This is a genomic window from Pseudogracilibacillus sp. SO30301A, from assembly GCF_037072025.1.
GTDB lineage: Bacteria > Bacillota > Bacilli > Bacillales > Amphibacillaceae > Pseudogracilibacillus.
The window spans coordinates 46,009-65,441 of record NZ_JAXHDD010000003.1; the positions used below are offsets into that span (position 1 = coordinate 46,009).

The following is a 19,433-nucleotide window of genomic DNA, read 5'->3' on the forward strand; positions in this document are numbered from 1 at the left end:
CTTATTTTTTCGGATGATTCCAGTTAGGATGAAGTGATCGATATTCTCGTGGAAAGGCACATCCTTCGAGAAATCGGCACATGTTCTGGTGGAAAGGCACTTGTTTCGGTAAACCGGCACATGTTCTCGTAGAAAGGCACATCATTCGAGAAACTGGCACATGTTCGCATGGAACGGCACATCTTTCTGTAAATCGGCACATGTTCTCGTAGAAAGGCACATGTTTCGAGAAATCGGCACATGTTCTAGTGGAAAGGCACATCTTTCGAAAAACCGGCACATGTTCGCAGAGAAAGGCACATCCTTTCGGTAACATTAGCGAAAGAAGATTTTAGAATAGATTGAATCTGAACAAAAGGAGGCGTACCCATGATGATAAATCACGTTACTGTCGTGGGGGCTGGTGTTATGGGGCGGGGGATTGCGTATGTCTCCGCCCTTGCCGGCTTCAAGACAATATTAGTAGATATTTCAGAAACTCAGCTGCAAGATGCGGTTGATACAACTAAAAAGACAGCTGAAAAAGGGGTCGTGCGCGGTAAGCTAACGGAAGAAAAGAAGGAAGTATTATTTGGAAATTTGCATACGTCTACCGATTTAGCGGCTGCGGTAAAGGAGACAGACTTTATCATTGAAGCGGTGCCGGAAAAGCGCTCCCTTAAGCAGAGTATCATGCAAGAGGCAGAAGCACATGCTCGGGATGGGGTGATTTTTACATCAAATACGTCTACGATTAGTCCGACAGAGCTTGGATCGTATACGAACCGGCCAGAAAAATTTGCGGTAATGCATTTTTTCAATCCAGTACATATAATGAAACTCGTTGAAATTGTAAGAGGACTTGAGACGAGTGATGAGACGGTGGAAGTGGTGCGTCAAGTAGCGGAAAAAATGGGAAAAGAAACGGTGGAAGTGAATGAATTTCCAGGGTTTGTGACAAGCAGGATTAGTGCGCTCGTTGGGAATGAGGCATTTCATATGCTACAAGAAGGGGTAGCTTCTGCTGAAGATATTGATAAGGCAATCAAACTGGGTTTAAATTTTCCGATGGGTCCACTCGAATTAGGAGATCTCGTTGGTCTGGATGCACGCTTGAACAATTTACGGTATTTACATGAAAAATTAGGAGATAAATTTCGTCCGGCACCGCTGTTAGAACAGTATGTGATGGCGGGGAGGATCGGCAGAAAAAGTGGTAAAGGAGTTTACGATTATTCAACAGGGGAGGAATAGGTCATGCAGGAAGTAGTAATCGTTGATGCAGTTCGGACGCCTTTTGGCAGATACAATGGGGCATTGAAAGATGTTCGTCCAGATGATTTGGCGCAGGTAGTGATAAAAGCGTTGATGGAGCGAAATCCGAATGTGCCGAGCGAGCAAATTGAGGATGTCGTGCTTGGAAATGCGAATCAGGCAGGAGAGGATAATCGAAATGTAGCGCGCATGTCCGCTTTACTTGCCGGACTCCCTGAGAATGTAGGTGGTACGACGATTAACCGGTTATGTGGTTCCGGGCTTGATGCGGTAATCTATGCTGCGCGTGGGATTATTGCTGGCGAGGGTGATATTTATATTGCTGGCGGAACAGAAAGTATGACACGCGCACCGTATGTGATGGCGAAACCAGAAATGGGGTTTGCGCGTGGGAATAAGGAATTATTTGATACAACGATCGGCTGGCGTTTTACGAATGAAAAATTGGCGAAAATGTATGGGGCGGATTCGATGCCTGAAACTGCTGAAAACGTCGCCCAGCAATTCGGAGTAACGCGGGAAGAACAGGATGAATTTGCTTATCAAAGCCAGATGAAGGCAAAAGAAGCGATGGACGCGGGGAGATTTGCGGATGAAATCGTTCCGGTTACTTATCAAGATAGACGTGGAAATACAATAATTGTTAATACGGATGAACATCCTCGTCCAAATACAAGTCGTGAAGTACTCGCAAAATTGCGTCCGATTTTTCCAGATGGAACGGTAACAGCTGGAAATGCTTCGGGAGTAAACGATGGCGCGAGTGCGCTGTTACTAATGAGTGCTGCAAAGGCACGGGAGTTAGGCTTAAAGCCATTGGCAAAATATCGTGCAAGCGCTGTTTCCGGACTTGAGCCGAGCATCATGGGGTTAGGTCCAATTTTTGCAACGAGAAAAGTGGTCGAGCGCGCAGGAGTCGCCCTGGACGATATTGATTTGGTTGAATTAAATGAGGCGTTTGCTTCCCAGTCGATCGAGTGTGTTCGTCAGTTGGGGCTTGATTCGGATAAAGTGAATGTCAATGGTGGTGCGATTGCGTTTGGACATCCACTCGGAGCAAGCGGTGCGAGAATTTTAACGACGCTTATTTATGAAATGAGAAGACGCGGCTCTACATACGGCCTTGCGACAATGTGTATTGGCGTTGGACAAGGAATTGCGGCGATTGTGGAGAATGTGGAAGGATAAATTTTATAGTGCGTGTTCAAAACTCCCATGTCTTTACAGACACCGCGAAAAGGAGGATAAAAAGGACCAAGAAGTTCGAGGCGGCGCAGTTTCGAGCAGCGGAATGTATGCATTTAGATACATGAGTAGCGGAGAAACAAGCATTCGTGCGAAATTCGCAGTGTCATTTTTACCGGACTTTTTGAACATCCTCTTATAGAAGAAGTGAGTAATTCATCTAGGGTTTCATGCTTAGTGACTGAACAAGATGCAAAGTGTCTCATGCCACATGCTGAGTGTCGAGAAAAGATGCAAAGTGTCTCACGTAACATGCTTCGTGTTGAGAAAAAATGTATAGGTCTTACTCTGTATGAAAAGTCGTATTCAACCATATGATTCAAATATACATATGTTTTCCAAAATAAGAGGTGAAAATGTTGTCTAATATCATTACGGAAAAAGAAAATGGAATTTGTTATGTAACGATCAATCGTGAAAAAACACTCAACACATTCGATTACCAAACGTTATCTGAATTGCAAGACGCGGTAGAAGAGATTCACCTTGACCCGGACGTACAAGTCGTCATTTTTACGGGAGCTGGCGAAAAAGCATTTAGCGCTGGGGCGGATTTAAAAGAAAGAAAAACACTCACCCCGAATGAAGTGCGCCGAAACGTCAAGCTGATTGCAGACGTGTTCAATGCGGTCGCCGCACTCCCTCAGCCGACGATTGCAGCTGTTAATGGCTATGCTTTTGGTGGGGGATTCGAACTAATGCTTGCATGTGACATGGCGATCGCAGCAATGAACAGTCAGTTTGGACTAACGGAAACGAGTTGGGCAATCATTCCCGGTGCAGGAGGAACACAGCGTTTACCTCGGCTCGTTGGAGTAATGCAGGCAAAAGAGTTAATTTTAACCGCAAGAAAATTTGATGCCGCTGAGGCGAAAGAGCTTGGGGTAGTGCTTGACGTTGTGGAACAGGAGCGATTGTTGGAAAAATGCAAGGTGCTCGCGTCCAGAATTACGCAGAATGGACCTGTCGCAATTCGTCAGGCAAAATTTGCGATCAACGAAGGGATGAACACAGATCTTGATACGGGTATAAAAATCGAATCTAAAGCATACGAGTTGACGATTGATACAGAAGATCGACTCGAAGCGCTGGCGGCTTTTGCTGAAAAAAGGAAGCCGAAGTTTAAGGGAAAGTAAACTTGCTGTGGGGCTAGGTATTGCGAAAAGTTCCAGAATATAGAACTTATTGCTATTTTCTATTTCCTATTATTGAAATTGCCATACACTTAGTTCATATTGGCTAAGTATGTGGCAATTTTTTAATATTTTAAAAAGGATAAAACATTCTATGATCTATAGGTATATATATATATTGATATTGAATGACGATTCATTTTATGCTATTCTATGTTCAATCTAAAAAGATAGGGAGTTTACCAATCATGTTTCTGAAAACAAAATCAATCATTGATAATGTAGGTCATGTTCATTTTATAAATGGTTTCGCATCATTTGGGAATGTAAAATTAAATGTGTACTGTTTTGAAGTTGATGGTGTATTGATTGATACTGGTGCCCAATCGTTATTAACAGAAGGCAATCGGTCTGAATATTTACGTGGAGCTGTGTGGAATGCGATTGGAAAATGAAAGCGAATGGAGCAATTATGCATCTCTTAGATATGCTATTCTTGGAAATTGGCTATAATGATGATCAGATTCGCCAGCTGGTGCTCGCGATCTATAGTGAATTTGACATAAAATCTGTTCCCGAGGAAGAGGATATTTATAGGGAATCGGGATTATTAAGAGGGGGGAAAATATGAGTAAATACAGCATTGTTAATACGACAAAAGAGCAACGAGAAAGATTTGTTGCTAATGCTGAAGCGATTAATTTATTGGGAGCTATCCCATTAACGAAAGAGAATCGGGCTTTATTGCAAACATATGTTGATGGCCAAAACGAACTTGATGATTTGCGGGAAATGATAATTGACAAATATACAAGATAAGATACAATGAAAAGTACAAATGGCTGTCTCGGGCGTGTGGTGTGCGTCCACATTTAATATGGGACAGCAAAACACCATAAAAAGGGCTACCTTCTTGCGCAGTTGGTAGTCTTTTTTACGCCTAATATATGGCGGTTGTCAATATATTTTTGTGGTAGCAGACCGAGGGGCAAAATAAAAAGGGCGGCAATCGCCACCTTTTATCCAAAGAAATTATTATTCATTTTCATAATGAAACCGATTGTAACCTTCGTCTCCTCAATAGAAAAATTAACATTCCATCTTGGGTGTATTTTAACCTTGTTACTTTCATCAAGTTCTAAAATCCCATGTATTTAATCATTATCTTTGGAAATGAAAACAACCTTTTTCATTTCATAAACGTTAATTGATTCATGATAATTAAGTGTGAAACCATTAAAAACTATTCAAAGGTGTATTCCCATGCTTGTCTTTAAAGAGGATGTTCAAAAAGTCCGGTAAAAATGCACTGCGAATTTCGCACGAATGCTTGTTTCTCCGCTACTCATGTATCTAAATGCATACATTCCGCTGACGGGAGCTACGCCGCCTCGAACTTCTTGATCCTTTTTATCCTCCTTTGTCCCTATAATATTATGATTAACAGAGTAGCTCAAAATTAAACCGCATGCCCCCATTTTCATACATTGCGGTGTCTATAAAGACATGGGAGTTTTGAACACGCACTTAAAGCTACCCAATTTCACCTTTCCATTTGAGTCTAATAAGGATTTTGGTATTCCATAATTGGAGGAAATCACTGTTTTGGGATCATTAAAGTAATTAGAAATAGGTTTATATAACCATTGTAACTCCACCAACTACTATTGCACCAGTTGCAAGTAATCCAACCTGTCCTACACCAGGAACAAAATAAATGGCAGGGGTCAATGTAAAAAAGGGTTGAACAGATGAACTATCATTGTCGCCACTATCACCCAATACAACTATTTCTGCAGATTTCAAGTCTCCTCAAATTCCTCAGGACTATAAAAATCACCCTTTATTAAAATACCGTTCTAAAATTACTAAATCAGGATTATCTTGATTGAAATCTACTTTTTTCATTTTCTAATTGAAAAGCCTTAACATTAGATATACCAGAGGTTCCTACAGTTGAAAAACTAAAGCAAAAATTAATGAAAAAATAAAAATCCTCTTTATCCGATTCATCATAAACATCCCCCTTCAAATTTAAACAAAAGTCTTTTACAACTTCTCACAATCCTTGTTTAAGGAAAAATTACCAGGTCAAAGTTTTTTCTTGATCATTTTTTTATTTTGGCCTGACGGTCGCTAGAAGGAGGACGGCGGCACCAAATTCGAACCTATTGGCATTGAATCGAATGCATTCGCTTAGGACGACTCTCGTTTAATCAATTCAGGTTCAATAATAATTCGTTGTCTTTCCCGTTGTGGCTCGCTAATCCGTTTATGTAAAAGATTCGCTGCCTTTGTCCCGGTCTTTTTAGCAAAAGAGGAAATCGTTGTAAGCGGAGGGTATGAAATTTCGGCTTCCGGTATATTGTCAAAACCAACGATATCAATATCTTCGCCGGGTGTGAGTCCCATTTTGCGCAGACCAATAATGGCTCCAAAGGCAATTAAATCACTGAAACAAAAAATTGCTTTCGGCGGATTTTCTTGGCTCATTAATTGTTGGATTGCTTTAAGACCGCCTTCTCTCGTCGGCTCACTGTCAACAATAAGTGAATAATCAATGGAAATTCCGGCTTCTTCATGGGCAATTCGATATCCGTCCATTCGCTCTTGCCACGTTGTAGAATCAGAAATTCCACCAATAAAAGCAATTCGCTTATGTCCTTTTTCAAGTAAATGATTCACTGCCATATAAGCTCCAGTCTCGTAATCGATTCCAACATAATCACAAGTTAAATTTTGCAACTCACGAATCCCTACGACAACTGGGATATCTAATTTTTTAATTCGTTCCACCGTTTCTGTCGAACTTGCAGAAACTGGGCATAATAAAATCCCACCGACACGATTTTCCAGCATCGTCGAAATGAGCCGTTCTTGGTCTTTTAATGAATCAAAAGTTGTTCCAAGTAACACGGTGTAGTCGTATTTTTCTAGTTCTCGGTGCACGCCGAGTAAAAATTGCGCAAAGAAAGTGTTTCCAACATCGGTAATAATCGTTCCAATCGTCGATGAACTTTGGGAACGTAAATTTGCAGCTACCCGGTCATACACATAACCGAGTTCTTCCATTGATTTTAATACTTTTTCTCTCGTTTTATCTGCAACTTTCGGGCTGTTTCGAACAATCAGTGATGCGGTTGCACGCGAAACTCCAGCATGATTTGCAACATCTTGCAAAGTTACGCGGCGCGGTGGTTTATTTGTCATCATTGTCCCCCCATATTTTGTCAAAACGCGCTCAATATATCTCTTTTAAGCAATATTATAGTATATAAACCTTGTAAAGTATAGATTTTGTAATAGTTTCCGACTAGCATGAGTCAAGTAAAAAATCCAGAAATGACGTGAATGGTATAAGCAAAAGCAATTGAAATACTAATTAGCAATAAGGCATACGCTATATTCCACACACTAATTTGGTATGAATTTCGTTTAATTTCACTCGCTAAAATTGACAACGACACATTAAATGGACTGTACATCACCGTACTTAAGCTACAGGTAATTAAAACCATTGTTAACGGAATACTTGAAATTTCCGGAAGCACCGGTCGTAAAATCTCTGCCAGCAGCACAATTGAGACAAGCGGATGAAAGCCGATAAATGATGTAACGAAAAAATAAAGACCGATTAAAATGAATAAAATAAGCTCTTTGCTAGAAAACGCAGTATACAAATTTTGCAACACAATGAGCACTTTTGTTTCCGCAACCATATTGACAAAAAATCCCGCAGACAAAAACATAAAAAAGAAATTTGCTTGCCCCCTCGTCTTCATTTTCCAATGCGGAATTGTGTGTACAACATATCGCTTTATTTTTCGATTTTTATTGGCCCAAATGAGCGAAACCGGAATAACTAACAACACTAATGAAAATAGATATCCTTCTCCAATGATGCGGTTAAGGATCGTCACCGCCACAACAAGCAAGACAAGTAAGATAAAAAGCTCGCTTATTTTTTTGAGGATCGGTTTTATTGAAATCGCTCCATCTGTTGGCTGGATTGGTAAATGAGAGTATTTTCTTTTCCCAAAAATAGTATCAAGATATAGCATCACCCCAGCAAATACAATTAAAAACGGCGAGATGAATAAATAATCTTTTCCAGTAACTTCGAGCGATTGGATGACCATAATTTCCATCGGACTCCACATAAGACAGAGTGCATATGCCCGGAGGAGACTTTGTGTATAAAATTTATCAGTCATCGGTTTAGGATACGTTTTTAATGATGTATGCAGTGAATGCAAGACAAGCGGAATCGTTGCTATATTAAGAAATAGCCCTAAAATATGGCTGACAAGTCCACCTCGTTTATATAAATCTCCAACATTCTGAACTTTATATTCTAATAGTGAACTCAAATGTTTATCATAGCGACCAACGAGAATGAGTGAATTTAAAAATGGTAGCATGATAAAGAGAGCGAGGATGCCGAGCATCGAATCAAACTGCAAGAAAAAAGTTTTCCACGAGAGATTGTTTGTAAGAAAGAGGACGAGTCCGATCACGTAAAATAGAATTCCAGAATACAAGTAAAGCCCTCGTGCGTAAAATAAGGAAACGAAGATCGTAATGTTGGCAACAATCCCAATGAGTTGGAATAAAGCCTCATTTGGAAACAACGCTGCTACAATATATAGAATGATTAATATCGGGTATAAATAGAGACGAAGCATGAAACAACCTCCTAAATAGTGCTAGTCCACTGAATGATGCGGAAAATCGCTGAATTAAGTAGGGAAGGTAAAAAATCTTCTGAATGACTCATGAAGTTCGCTTGGATCACTAACGCAAATCACTGAACTGAATCCAGTCTTGGATTAACCACGGGATCCGCGGAATAACCACGAGAATATCGAATTAACCACGGGATTCGCGGAATAACCACGAAGATATCGAATTAACCACGGATCCGCGGAATAACCACGAAGATTTCGAATTAACCACGGGATCCGCGGAATAACCACGGAGATATCGAAATAACCACGGGATTCGTGGAATAACCACGAGAATATCGAATTAACCACGGGATTCGCGGAATAACCACGAAGATATCGAATTAACCACGGATCCGCGGAATAACCACGAAGATTTCGAATTAACCACGGGATCCGCATTACAACGATCCACTACTTAATTCTAAACTTTTCAAATAATTGTGTTGAATTTTTATAAAATCTAGTGTATTATATTGATAACGATTACAATTAGATCGATCTAACGGTGAGCTCACTATTTATTATACTACTCCATTTTATTGGAAAATCAATAGAAAATGAGGTTTTAAAACAAAAAAATTAGATCGATACAATTTTTACAGAGGGTGATCAGATGGTACTTACAGTTGCGAATTCTTTTATAGAGGGAGAATGGCTGGCTGGGACCAGTGAAGAGGTTGAGATTATTAATCCGTATTCCAGAGAGAAAATTGGTGTGCAATATTTAGCAACAAAGGATGATGTGGAGCGTGCTCTTGAAGCTTCTTATCGGAGTAAAAAAGAAATTAAGCAGATTCCATCATTAAAACGGGCAAATATTTTAAAAAATGTTGCTGCTCTTTTAGAAGAAAGGAAAGAAGAGTTTGCGAGACTCTTATCAAGTGAACTTGGGAAACCGTTAAAAAATACGTTAGATGAGGTGGATCGATCTATCGAGACACTCGAACTTTCTGGGGAAGAGGCAAAACGTTTACATGGAGAAACGATGCCTGGGGATGTTTCATCTCGTGGGATGAACACGATGGCCGCAACGTTCCGTGTTCCGGTCGGAGTTGTGGCAGCGATTACGCCATTTAACGCACCGCTAAACCTTGTTTGTCACAAAATTGGTCCGGCATTTGCTGGTGGAAACGTGACAATTTTGAAACCGGCACCACAAACGACATTAATTGCGACTGCTTTACTGAATCTGTTATTTGAAGCAGGTTTTCCAAAAAACGCGATTAATATGGTGTTAGGCGGCGTTGAAGTTGGTCAGCAAATTGTAAGCGATGACCGTGTAAACATCATTTCGTTTACTGGTGGAATTATTGCGAGCAAAAACATTTCCCAACTTGCTGGCATTAAAAAACAACTTTATGAATTAGGTGGAAACGCTGCAACGATCGTACATGAAGATGCTGATTTAACGAGAGCGGCGACGCAATGTGCGCGCACCGGTTATTCAAATTCAGGTCAAAGCTGTATTTCTGTTCAACGAATTTACGTTCATGAAACCGTAGTTGAAGCGTTTACGGAGAAACTAGTTGCCGAGGTTGCCAAATTAAAAGTCAGTGATCCGCTAGATCCTGCCACAGACGTAGGAACATTGGTTGATGAAAATGCAGCTGATAGAATTATGAGCTGGATTGATGAAGCGGTGAAATCTGGTGCTGAAATTTTACATGGTGGAGAAAAGAATGGGGCTTCTGTAGTTCCGACTGTCCTTAAAAATCCTCCGAAAGAAGCAAAAGTTGTCTGTGAGGAAGTTTTTGGACCAATCGTTAGTGTTATTCCATTTTCTACATTAGAAGAAGCGATTGCCGAGGCAGATAATTCGCCGTTCGGGCTTCAAGTTGGACTTTTTACGAACAAAATTGACCTTGCCTACAAAGTTGCTAATGAAATGGAAGTTGGCGGTGTTGTCATTAACGGAACATCGAATTTCCGCCTAGATCACTGGCCTTATGGCGGAGTGAAAAATAGCGGGATTGGCAGGGAAGGTCCGCGTTTTGCAGTAGAAGAAATGACCGAATCAAAAATGATCGTACTTCGAATGGATTAAGTTGGTGTAATTATGAAAACTTTATATATAGAAAAGTCCGGTAAAATTACGTGGAAAACAGTACCAGCCGGTGAAGAAGTAAACAACGATGAAGTGAAAATAAAAGTAATATACGGTGGTATTTGTGGCTCAGATGTTTCTGTATTTAAGGGTAAATTGCCACACGCAGCCTATCCAGTCGTCCCTGGGCATGAAGTGTTAGGCGAAGTCGTGGAGACGGGCGCGGAAACGGACATACACGTTGGACAACGTGTTGTCGTCCAGCCTAACTCTTATTGTGGAAGGTGTGAATTTTGCCAAAAAGGAAAGACGAATATTTGTCCAGAGAAAAAATCTCTTGGTATTAATGAACATGGGGGATTTGCGGAGGAATTTATCGTAGCATCTAAATACGTCATCCCGGTTCCCGAACAGCTTGCGAAAGAGCGGGCGATTTTAATTGAGCCACTAGCGGTCATAGTTCATGCGTTAAAAAAAGTGAACATTGATGCGGAAACTTCAGTTGCGATTATTGGTTGCGGAACAGAAGGAATGCTTGCGGTTGCGCTTGCAAGTTATTTTGGTGGCAAGATTACAGCGATTGATATTAATCCGGAAAAACTGCAAAAAGTGCAGGAGCATTATCCGGATATCGTGATTAAGCATCCGGATGAAGTGGAAGAAAATCAGTTTGACGTTGTAGTGGAAGTCGCCGGTGTACGAGCATCTTTTGAACAATGTGTCGATGTCGTAAAGTCCGGTGGATCCGTTGTCGCAGTTGGTTTTCCGACAGTTGCAGAAATTCCAGTTGTGAAAATGGTCCGAAAAGAGTTGACGATTTTCGGGTCGATTATTTATAACGTTCCAGAAGATTTTTTAAAGAGTATTGAGTATTTATTGGATGAAAAATTTTACGTAGAACCGATTATTTCCGAAATTATACCTGTTGCGCAGTTTGAGGAAGCATATGAAAAAGCTGTTTCGGGAAATTATCGAAAAATCGTGCTGGAGTTTTGATAATTTACACATGTTTGTCAAGAAAGGCACATCTTAGGAAAACTCGGCACATATTTCTCTTAAATCGGCACATGTCGTGGCAGACTGGCACATTTTTAGTTGAAATTGGCACATATTTGTCTAGAAAGGCACATCCTTGGAAAAATTGGCACATATTTGTCAAGAAAGGCACATCTTAGGAAAACTCGGCACAAGTTTAGATGAGATCGGTACTCGGCTCAAGTAGAAGAGGATCGGCACATGCTGATGTTAAATGAATTAGTTAAGATGAGTTTTCCCTCATACAAAATTATAAAATTTTAGGAGGCTGGAAAATGTCAAAAAGATTAGTTTCGAATTTATTAGTAGAATATTTGGAAGATCGCGGAGTAGAGCATATTTTTGGTCTATGTGGTCACACAAATATTGCATTTCTTTCTCAGTTAGAAAATAGTTCGATAAAATTTGTAAACGTTCGTCATGAGCAGATTTCTGCACATATGGCTGACGGATATGCGCGTGTGACAAAAAAAGCGTCGGTTGTACTAAGCCACCTTGGACCTGGACTGACGAACGCGGCGACTGGGGTTGCAAACGCAGCGCTTGACTCGATTCCGATGGTTGTCATTGCTGGAGATGTTCCGAGTCATTTTTACGGAAAACATCCGCACCAGGAAGTGAATTTACATGCTGATGGTGCTCAATATGAAATTTATCGTCCGTTTGTTAAACGTGCATGGCGTGTCGATCGTCCAGATTTAATTCCTGAAATTATGGAAAAAGCATTCCAGCTTGCGGAATCAGGTAGACCCGGCCCGGTATTAGTGTCTGTACCGATGGATATGTTCTCTAAAGAGATTGAAGCGTCACTATTCGATCGCACGAAATACCATACGCGTTCGATTACAAAACCGTCGATCGATGACGAGAGGGCTAAGGAAATTATTGAAAAACTTGTTGCATCGAAAAATCCAGTCGTTTACGCTGGCGGTGGAGTGATTTTAGCCGATGCGGCAGTAGAATTACGCGAATTTGTAGAGCATTTTGACATCCCTGTTGCACACTCGCTCATGGGGAAAGGCGTTATGTCTGATGACAACGATCTAACTCTTGGCATGACTGGATTCTGGGGAACAAAATTCATTAATGATAAAACGAGAACTGCTGATACGATGTTAGCGCTCGGCACACAGTTTGCGGAAGCGGACAGTAGCTCATGGGAATCTGAATATACGTTTGATATTCCAAAAACAAAGCTGATCCAAATCGATATTAGTGCAGATGAAATCGGTCGTAACTATCCAGTAGAAATGGGAGTAGTAGCAGATTTAAAACAAGCATTAACTGTGTTGAATCGAGTGGCAAAAGAGCTTTATCCAGAAGGAAAGACGAATAATGCGATTAAAAAGGAAATCAGAAACTACAAAAAAGAATTCCGTGCGAGCAATGAAGAATTGCGTACAGATGATAGCTTTCCATTAGTACCGCAACGAATTTTAGCGGATGTTGAAGCAGTAATTCCTAGAGATGCGTACATTACAACAGATGTAGGTTGGAATAAAAACGGGGTTGGACAGCAGTTCCCAATTTACGAAGCAGGTAGCATTTTAACACCAGGTGGATTTGCGACAATGGGCTTCGGTGCTCCAGCGGCGATGGGGGCAAAAATCGCCGCACCAGAAAATGTGGTCATTTCCCTTGTTGGGGACGGAGGATTCGGTCAAAACCCAGCAATCCTTGCGACTGCGGCTGAAGAAAACATTCCAGTTGTTTGGATAATCATGAACAACTCCTCATTCGGAACAATTGCCGGCCTTGAAAAAGCACATTTTGATACAACATTCGGTACCGTTTTTGAACAATCACCTGATTTTGCAGCGATCGCAAAAGCATACGGCATTGAAGGTATCAAGATTAATTCTGCAGACGAATTTAAGCCAGCGCTCAAAAAAGCTATCGCAATGAAAAAACCTGTCGTGATTGATGTACCGATGATCAACAACCCAGTTCCGACTGATGGACACTGGAACATTATGGACATTTACTCGCCGGGGAAAAAAGTTCACCATGTGAGTGTGGAGTAAAAGAAAAATATCTGAGTAAATAATCAGAATTAAATAAATTTATTATGTTTACTAGATATCTAATTGGCTTCTATCAAACGTAATAACCCTTATATAGAGGGGACGTGTTTTTAGAAAAGAGAAATGTTAAGTTACTATAATTTTACTTTAATCGATTGATAAATTTTGTTTAACCATTTCTTGGGGGGAAGAGAGTTTATGAAAAATAATATATTTGGAATAGTTTTTATTGTTTTGATAATAGGATTACTAGCAGCTTGTGGTAGTAATAACGATGCAACCGGAGAAGATAGTTCAAATGAAGAACTAGATTTTCCAACTAAAAGTTTAACAGGGGTTATCCCTTTTTCACCTGGTGGTACAACAGATTCCATTTCACGTACAATTGCTTTTTTAGCTGAAGAAGAGTTAGATCAATCAATTGTTATCCAAAATACGAGCGGAGGAACTGGTTCGATTGCCACTCAAGAAGTGTATGAAGGAGACGCAGACGGTCATACATTACTATTTGCTGCTGAGAACCAAAACTTATATCGTACAACAGGGATTTCTGATTTAAGTTTTAATGATTTTGAACCAATTATTTTACTAGGTAGAGAAGTACCTGTCTTTGTTACACATGTAGATGCTAAGTGGGACACTATTTCCGAAGTATTAGATGAGATTGAACAAGACCCTAAATCAATTAGTATGATGACAACGGGACCAGTTGGAATATCTGGAGTCGTATCCTCCATGTTGAATAAAGATTTTAATCTAGTGCCATATGATGGTGCAGGTGAAGGTATTGCTGGGGTCATCGGTAAACAAGTAGATTTAGGGGTAGTAGGTTTAGCAACAGCACTTGATTATGTTACGGCGGGAGACTTAAAAATTTTATCTGTTGTTAATGATGAACCATTGGAAGAATATCCTGATTTACCTGTATTAGCAGAAGAGAGACCTGAGTATGCGGAGTTTTTACCTTGGGGTCCTTATTATGGAGTTTACGTTAAAAAGGACACTCCACAAGCTGTAGTAGATACTTTATCAGATGCTTTTAAAACTTCGTGGGAAAATGATGAATTTCAAACATTCCTTTCAGATAATAGTATTATTCCGATGGGGTATAGTGGTGAAGAAGCATTAGAGTTTCAACAAGATTGGGAATCCAAAACGAATTGGTTACTTCATGAAGCAGGAGAAGCGAGTGATCCATCAGAGTTTGATATTCCGAAGCCTTAATTATAAATAAAAATAGAAGATTTGCTTAGCGAAGCGTAATCTTATTGATTACGCTTCTATTCATAAATTATTCCAATTTATATTTAAAGAAAGGAAAAGATGATATTGATTAAAACTATGGAACAAATTGGACTCCCATTTGCTGGTGATATAAAGACAGATGTCTTAGTAATGGGTGGTGGATCAACGGGGATTGGGGCGGCAGCAGGGGTGGCTAAGTCGGGAAAAAAGGTACTCCTAGTTGATAAAAACAGTAGTTTGGGCGGTATGGCAACTTTGGCTGCCGTTAGTACAATTTGTGGAGCTTATTCAGCTGATAAATCAAAAAAAATAATTGGTGGCATCTATCAGGAATGGATGGATGAGTTAAGAGAGTTAGATGGAATTAACGAAGGTGCTGATTTTGGTAGGCATAGAGCTGATGTATGTGATCATCATTTGTTGAAAACAGCTGCAGATCGATTATTAATGCATTACAATGTTGATTTACTTTTTCAAACACAAGTTATTGGAACAAAATGTGATAATGGATTCATTCAATACATTTTATTATCAAATAAAGAAGGAATCTTTCGTGTTTTTGCTGATAAATATATTGATTGCACTGGTGATGCAGATATAACAGCACAATGTGGAGCTCCATTTGAAATAGGCGATGGAAATGGAAACATACAGGCAGCGACGACAGTTTTTAAAATGGCAAATGTCGACATTAACGTTACAGAAGCTTTACCACAAGAACAGTTTAACAATCTCGTTAAACAAAGCAAAGAAAATGGTGAATATAATTTGCATCGACCTTCTGGTGTCTTTATGACATCCGCTGTAGGGAATTCTATTATTTGTAATATGAATTGGATCACTGGATTTTCACCATTGAATGGAAAAGAAATGACTGAAGCAGAAATAGAAGGTAAAGAAGCAGCAATTGAATACAGTAAGTTTTTAAAAGACAAAGTGCCTGGATTTGAAAACTCCTATTTAGCAGAAATCGCCGAACAAATCGGTATACGTGAAACAAGAAGAATAATAGGGGAAATTGTATTAACTGAACATGAAATTATGAATGGTGCCCAATTTGATGATGCTATTTCATGGGGGGCTTGGCCAGTCGAATACCATGATCCGTCCCAGTCACAAGCTAAAAAAACTTATTTAAAACATGATTATCAAATACCTTATTCAACATTAATTCCTCAAGGTATTTCAAATTTGATCGTTGCAGGTCGTTCGATTTCGACTACTCAATTTGCAAACGCTTCTACAAGGGTAATGGCTCCTTGTTTAGCAATTGGACATGCAGCGGGAGTTGCTTCCGCTATCGCAATCAAACATGATACTGACTTCAAGAATGTAGATATAAATTTACTTCAGAATACATTATCAAACCAAGGAGCAATCTTATAAAATTACACAATTTATATTTAGAGAATATTCAAAAGTATGGTTAAAATACATTAAATTTTGCGTGAATACTTGTTTTTTTTCTTTAAAAAGCAAAGAACCTTTTCTAAGTGCTAAAGCATTTATTTACGTATTAATCGTTTATGTTACGTTACCAGGAGTCTCGTTACCTCGAACTCCTCGGTCTTTTATTCTTCCTTTTGAATACGCTCTTTTAGAACATAAATAAGAGGGTGAAAACTTTGATACGATCCACACAATTTTATTTTAATTTAATACTTGTAGGAATTAGTATTATCTTAATTAATCAATCTTTAAATATTCATGTAAAGGATGAATTCCTTTCATCGCCAAAGATATTTCCGTTATTTCTATCGATAACGATGTTAATCTTGGCGTTAGTCATACTCTTCAAGGAAATAAAGAGTAAAGAAGTATACAATATTTTACCGGAAAACTTATTATTTTTTCTTGGATTCATCATATTAACTTTCTTGTATATTTTCTTCATACCAATTATAAAGTTTTCTTTTGCGACGGTTGCATTCCTTTTTATTTGCTTTATATTTTTTAAAACGACAAATATATGGAAAAGTATGGTAATTTCTGTGGGATTTGTAATTGTAATCGTAATTATTTTTGAACGCGTATTTAATATTATTTTCCCATAAGTTAATTTTTAAAATTATTAAATAAAGCTTTATTGAGGTGAAATAAATGGACGTATTATTAAATTTTTTAATGCCAATTTTAAACCTAGAATTGCTTCTCATGGTTGCACTAGGTACATTTGCGGGAATATATGTTGGTGCAATCCCAGGGTTATCCGTTACGATGGCAGTGGCACTTTTACTTTCATTAACATACTCTTGGGATCTTTTACCAGCATTGGCGCTCATCATCGGAATATATACAGGTGGGGTTTATGGTGGTTCAAGAGCTGCTATATTGCTAAATATACCGGGTGGCCCCTCAGCTGTAGCAACAACATTTGACGGATATCCGATTGCACAACGAGGAGAAGCTGGCCAAGCCATGGGACTTGCAACTATCACCTCTGTTATTGGTGGAATGGTTGGTGTTGTATTTCTTGCTTTTACAACTCCAGTTGTTTCACAATTAGCTTTACATTTTGCGCATAGAGATTATTTTTTATTAGCATTTATGGGACTTTTACTAGTTGGTTCTTTAAGTAAAGGCTCTTTTATAAAATCTGTCTTTGCTGCATTTTTAGGAATTATTATAGGGTTAGTTGGGCTAGATAATATTACCGCTGTGCCTCGTTTAACATTCGGAATGCTTGATTTACAACGTGGCTTTAATATTATTGTTGTAATACTAGGACTTTTTGGATTTTCTGAAGTGCTCTATCAGATGTCTAAATCATTTAGTGTTACCGTTACTAATAAAGTTGGGAAAATAGTTCCCACATTAGCTTTCATTATTAAATTCTTACCACTTTCCTTACAAAGTTCTCTGATTGGTGTACTTTCCGGAGTTCTACCAGGAGTTGGCGGAGAGATTGCTGCACTATTTAGCTATGATCGAGCAAAGAAAACAGTTAAAAAACCAACTAGACCTTTTGGTGAAGGAGCATATGAGGGAGTTGTAGCACCTGAAACTGCCAATAGTGCCGCTATAGGTGGAGCATTAATACCAATGCTGACCCTCGGTATACCAGGTGACGCGGTAACTGCAGTTATAATCGGTGCATTTGTTATCCATGGGCTAAACCCTGGTCCTTTATTGATGATAGATTCTCCAGACATGTTTTGGGTTATTACCGGATCTTTATTTCTATCAAATATTTTCTTGTTAATTTTTGGTTTTATGGGAATAAAAGCATTTCAAAAAATTGTAACCATCCCAAAAGGAATATTATTACCAATTATTACTGTATTGACTGTCATTGGTGCTTACTCCATTAATAATAGTATAACAGACATTTACTGGATGATTGCTTTTGGTTTTGTAGGATACTTTTTCCGGATATTTGGTTTCTCGGTAGCTCCATTGGTATTGGGTGTTATCCTTGGACCGTTGATTGATAAATCTTTAAGAGCGAGTCTCATAGCTTCACAGCATAATTTCGGTGACTTTTTACTAGGCTTTGTCACTTCACCTATAAGTTTAGTTCTATTTCTTATAACTACATTAGCTGTACTATCGGGGACTTCTCCATATAAAAAGGTGAAATCATTTATAGGTAGAAAAGTTAAACTAATATTTAATAGATAGATTGACATTAAATAAACACCTAAGGAAGAAATTTTCTTCTTTAGGTGTTTATTAATTAAGGTAGCTGTACCTGTACAATTTTTTTCTCCTCAGCTGACTGCTTAATCGCTAGCACTATTTTCAACGTTTCTACTGCATCTTCACCTGTTACTAGTAGTGGAGTGTTGTCGTGCAATACGCTGATAAAATGTTGTAATTCACTTGTCATCGGATCATTGTCTTCCTCTGCGTCCAAATTTTCAATAGAAAGAGGATGGTCCCAACCGTATTTGTCCTCATCATACGAATAATATTTCATACTCGGGAAGGCGATGCTTCCTTTTGTTCCGAAAAAATAATAGCAGTCTGCATCCTCATAATAAGGATATTTTGGATTTTCACCTGTCGTAAATTCATATGACCAAGGGGCAGGAACGCCGTCGGAAAGGAAATAATTCATCGTTACGCCTTCTTCAGTTTCGAGCAAAATAGAGGCAGTGTCTTCCACTTCATTTCCACGAATGTGGTTTTGCGAAGAGGCATACACGCGATCCACCGTTAATCCAGTCACGTAGCGGATGGTGTCGATATCGTGAGCGGCGTTAATTAATAGAGGGCCGCCTCCGGATTTCGACACACGCCATTTTTCCCAAAAATAAGCACGATCCTTCGCTACAGCAAATATCATATTGACTCCGACTAAATCACCAATTTTTCCTGAGTCGATTACTTCTTTCAATCGTTGAATTTTATTCGAAAATCTCCGATGGTGTCCTACTAGCAGCTTGATTCCAGCTTCATGGGCGATGCGCACCATTTCCGAGCCTTCCTCAACAGTTGATGCGATCGGTTTTTCAACTAAAACGTCAGTGCCTCGTGTAGCACATTCTCGCACTGCCTCCAAATGCAACTGATTCGGAAGTGTGATAATTGCACCGTCGATCTCGCATTCCTCAAGCAACTCACGATAATCAGCAAACAGCGGAACATCAAGTGATGCTGCACGCTCTTTTGCCAACGTATCATTCCCCGCAACAGCAACTAACTCCGCTCCGTCTAAATTCAAAAGATCCTGTGCAAACTTATAGCCATGATTTAATCCTAATACAGCAAGTCTCATATTCTT

17 protein-coding genes are annotated in these 19,433 nt (G+C 39.3%); 13 read left to right on the plus strand and 4 right to left on the minus strand.

The annotated features are described in order from the left end of the window. The first annotated feature begins 372 nt into the window (after positions 1–372). From SPD89_RS02945 to SPD89_RS02970, 6 genes are all read left to right on the plus strand, one after another. Positions 373–1,233 (plus strand): 3-hydroxyacyl-CoA dehydrogenase, encoded by an 861-nt coding sequence (locus SPD89_RS02945; protein ID WP_336260563.1) that lies wholly within the window; start codon positions 373–375, stop codon positions 1,231–1,233. A gap of 3 nt (positions 1,234–1,236) precedes the next feature. Further along, positions 1,237–2,442 (plus strand): thiolase family protein, encoded by a 1,206-nt coding sequence (locus SPD89_RS02950; protein WP_336260473.1) that lies wholly within the window; start codon positions 1,237–1,239, stop codon positions 2,440–2,442. 413 nt (positions 2,443–2,855) lie between these two features. Beyond that, complete coding sequence (locus SPD89_RS02955) at positions 2,856–3,635, plus strand: enoyl-CoA hydratase-related protein (protein ID WP_442961029.1); 780 nt, start codon at positions 2,856–2,858, stop codon at positions 3,633–3,635. Positions 3,636–3,880: 245 nt separating this feature from the next. Next, positions 3,881–4,087, plus strand: coding sequence for a hypothetical protein (locus SPD89_RS02960; protein WP_336260475.1), 207 nt, complete (start codon positions 3,881–3,883; stop codon positions 4,085–4,087). Continuing rightward, the gene (locus SPD89_RS02965) at positions 4,084–4,263 is read left to right on the plus strand and encodes a hypothetical protein (protein ID WP_336260476.1); all 180 of its coding nucleotides are present in this window, start codon (positions 4,084–4,086) and stop codon (positions 4,261–4,263) included. The genes SPD89_RS02960 and SPD89_RS02965 overlap by 4 nt, the downstream gene beginning before the upstream one ends. Then, the gene (locus tag SPD89_RS02970; RefSeq protein WP_336260477.1) at positions 4,260–4,451 is read left to right on the plus strand and encodes a hypothetical protein; all 192 of its coding nucleotides are present in this window, start codon (positions 4,260–4,262) and stop codon (positions 4,449–4,451) included. Before SPD89_RS02965 ends, SPD89_RS02970 begins: the two co-directional genes overlap by 4 nt. 816 nt (positions 4,452–5,267) lie before the next feature. Here SPD89_RS02970 and SPD89_RS02975 read toward each other — a convergent pair. The 3 genes from SPD89_RS02975 to SPD89_RS02985 form a co-directional block, all read right to left on the minus strand. Then, positions 5,268–5,438, minus strand: a complete 171-nt coding sequence (locus SPD89_RS02975) for a hypothetical protein (RefSeq protein WP_336260478.1) — start codon at positions 5,436–5,438, stop codon at positions 5,268–5,270. Between the two features lie 390 nt (positions 5,439–5,828). Further along, complete coding sequence (locus SPD89_RS02980; RefSeq protein WP_336260479.1) at positions 5,829–6,842, minus strand: LacI family DNA-binding transcriptional regulator; 1,014 nt, start codon at positions 6,840–6,842, stop codon at positions 5,829–5,831. Positions 6,843–6,955: 113 nt separating this feature from the next. Continuing rightward, positions 6,956–8,317 (minus strand): hypothetical protein, encoded by a 1,362-nt coding sequence (locus SPD89_RS02985; RefSeq protein WP_336260480.1) that lies wholly within the window; start codon positions 8,315–8,317, stop codon positions 6,956–6,958. 655 nt (positions 8,318–8,972) lie between these two features. Between SPD89_RS02985 and SPD89_RS02990 the strand changes: the two genes are divergently transcribed. The 7 genes from SPD89_RS02990 to SPD89_RS03020 all read left to right on the plus strand — a co-directional run bounded on the left by SPD89_RS02990 (position 8,973) and on the right by SPD89_RS03020 (position 18,328). Then, a complete protein-coding gene (locus tag SPD89_RS02990; RefSeq protein WP_336260481.1) occupies positions 8,973–10,403 on the plus strand; it encodes an aldehyde dehydrogenase family protein in 1,431 nt (476 codons plus the stop codon). A 12-nt stretch (positions 10,404–10,415) separates the two neighbouring features. Next, positions 10,416–11,399, plus strand: coding sequence for a zinc-dependent alcohol dehydrogenase (locus tag SPD89_RS02995; protein WP_336260482.1), 984 nt, complete (start codon positions 10,416–10,418; stop codon positions 11,397–11,399). 314 nt (positions 11,400–11,713) lie between these two features. Next, positions 11,714–13,462: a thiamine pyrophosphate-binding protein gene (locus SPD89_RS03000; RefSeq protein ID WP_336260483.1), complete on the plus strand. Its 1,749-nt coding sequence runs from the start codon at positions 11,714–11,716 to the stop codon at positions 13,460–13,462. Between the two features lie 198 nt (positions 13,463–13,660). Beyond that, entirely contained in the window at positions 13,661–14,686 is a 1,026-nt protein-coding gene (locus SPD89_RS03005; protein ID WP_336260484.1) for a tripartite tricarboxylate transporter substrate binding protein, read from the plus strand. A 105-nt stretch (positions 14,687–14,791) separates the two neighbouring features. Beyond that, on the plus strand, positions 14,792–16,093 hold the full coding sequence (locus SPD89_RS03010; protein WP_336260485.1) for an FAD-dependent oxidoreductase: 1,302 nt from the start codon (positions 14,792–14,794) through the stop codon (positions 16,091–16,093). 239 nt (positions 16,094–16,332) lie between these two features. Continuing rightward, a complete protein-coding gene (locus SPD89_RS03015; protein ID WP_336260486.1) occupies positions 16,333–16,761 on the plus strand; it encodes a tripartite tricarboxylate transporter TctB family protein in 429 nt (142 codons plus the stop codon). Positions 16,762–16,807: 46 nt separating this feature from the next. Continuing rightward, positions 16,808–18,328, plus strand: a complete 1,521-nt coding sequence (locus tag SPD89_RS03020) for a tripartite tricarboxylate transporter permease (RefSeq protein WP_336260487.1) — start codon at positions 16,808–16,810, stop codon at positions 18,326–18,328. 55 nt (positions 18,329–18,383) lie between these two features. Here the strand turns inward: SPD89_RS03020 and SPD89_RS03025 are convergent, their stop codons facing one another. Continuing rightward, positions 18,384–19,427: a Gfo/Idh/MocA family protein gene (locus tag SPD89_RS03025; RefSeq protein ID WP_336260488.1), complete on the minus strand. Its 1,044-nt coding sequence runs from the start codon at positions 19,425–19,427 to the stop codon at positions 18,384–18,386. Positions 19,428–19,433 lie beyond the last annotated feature (6 nt).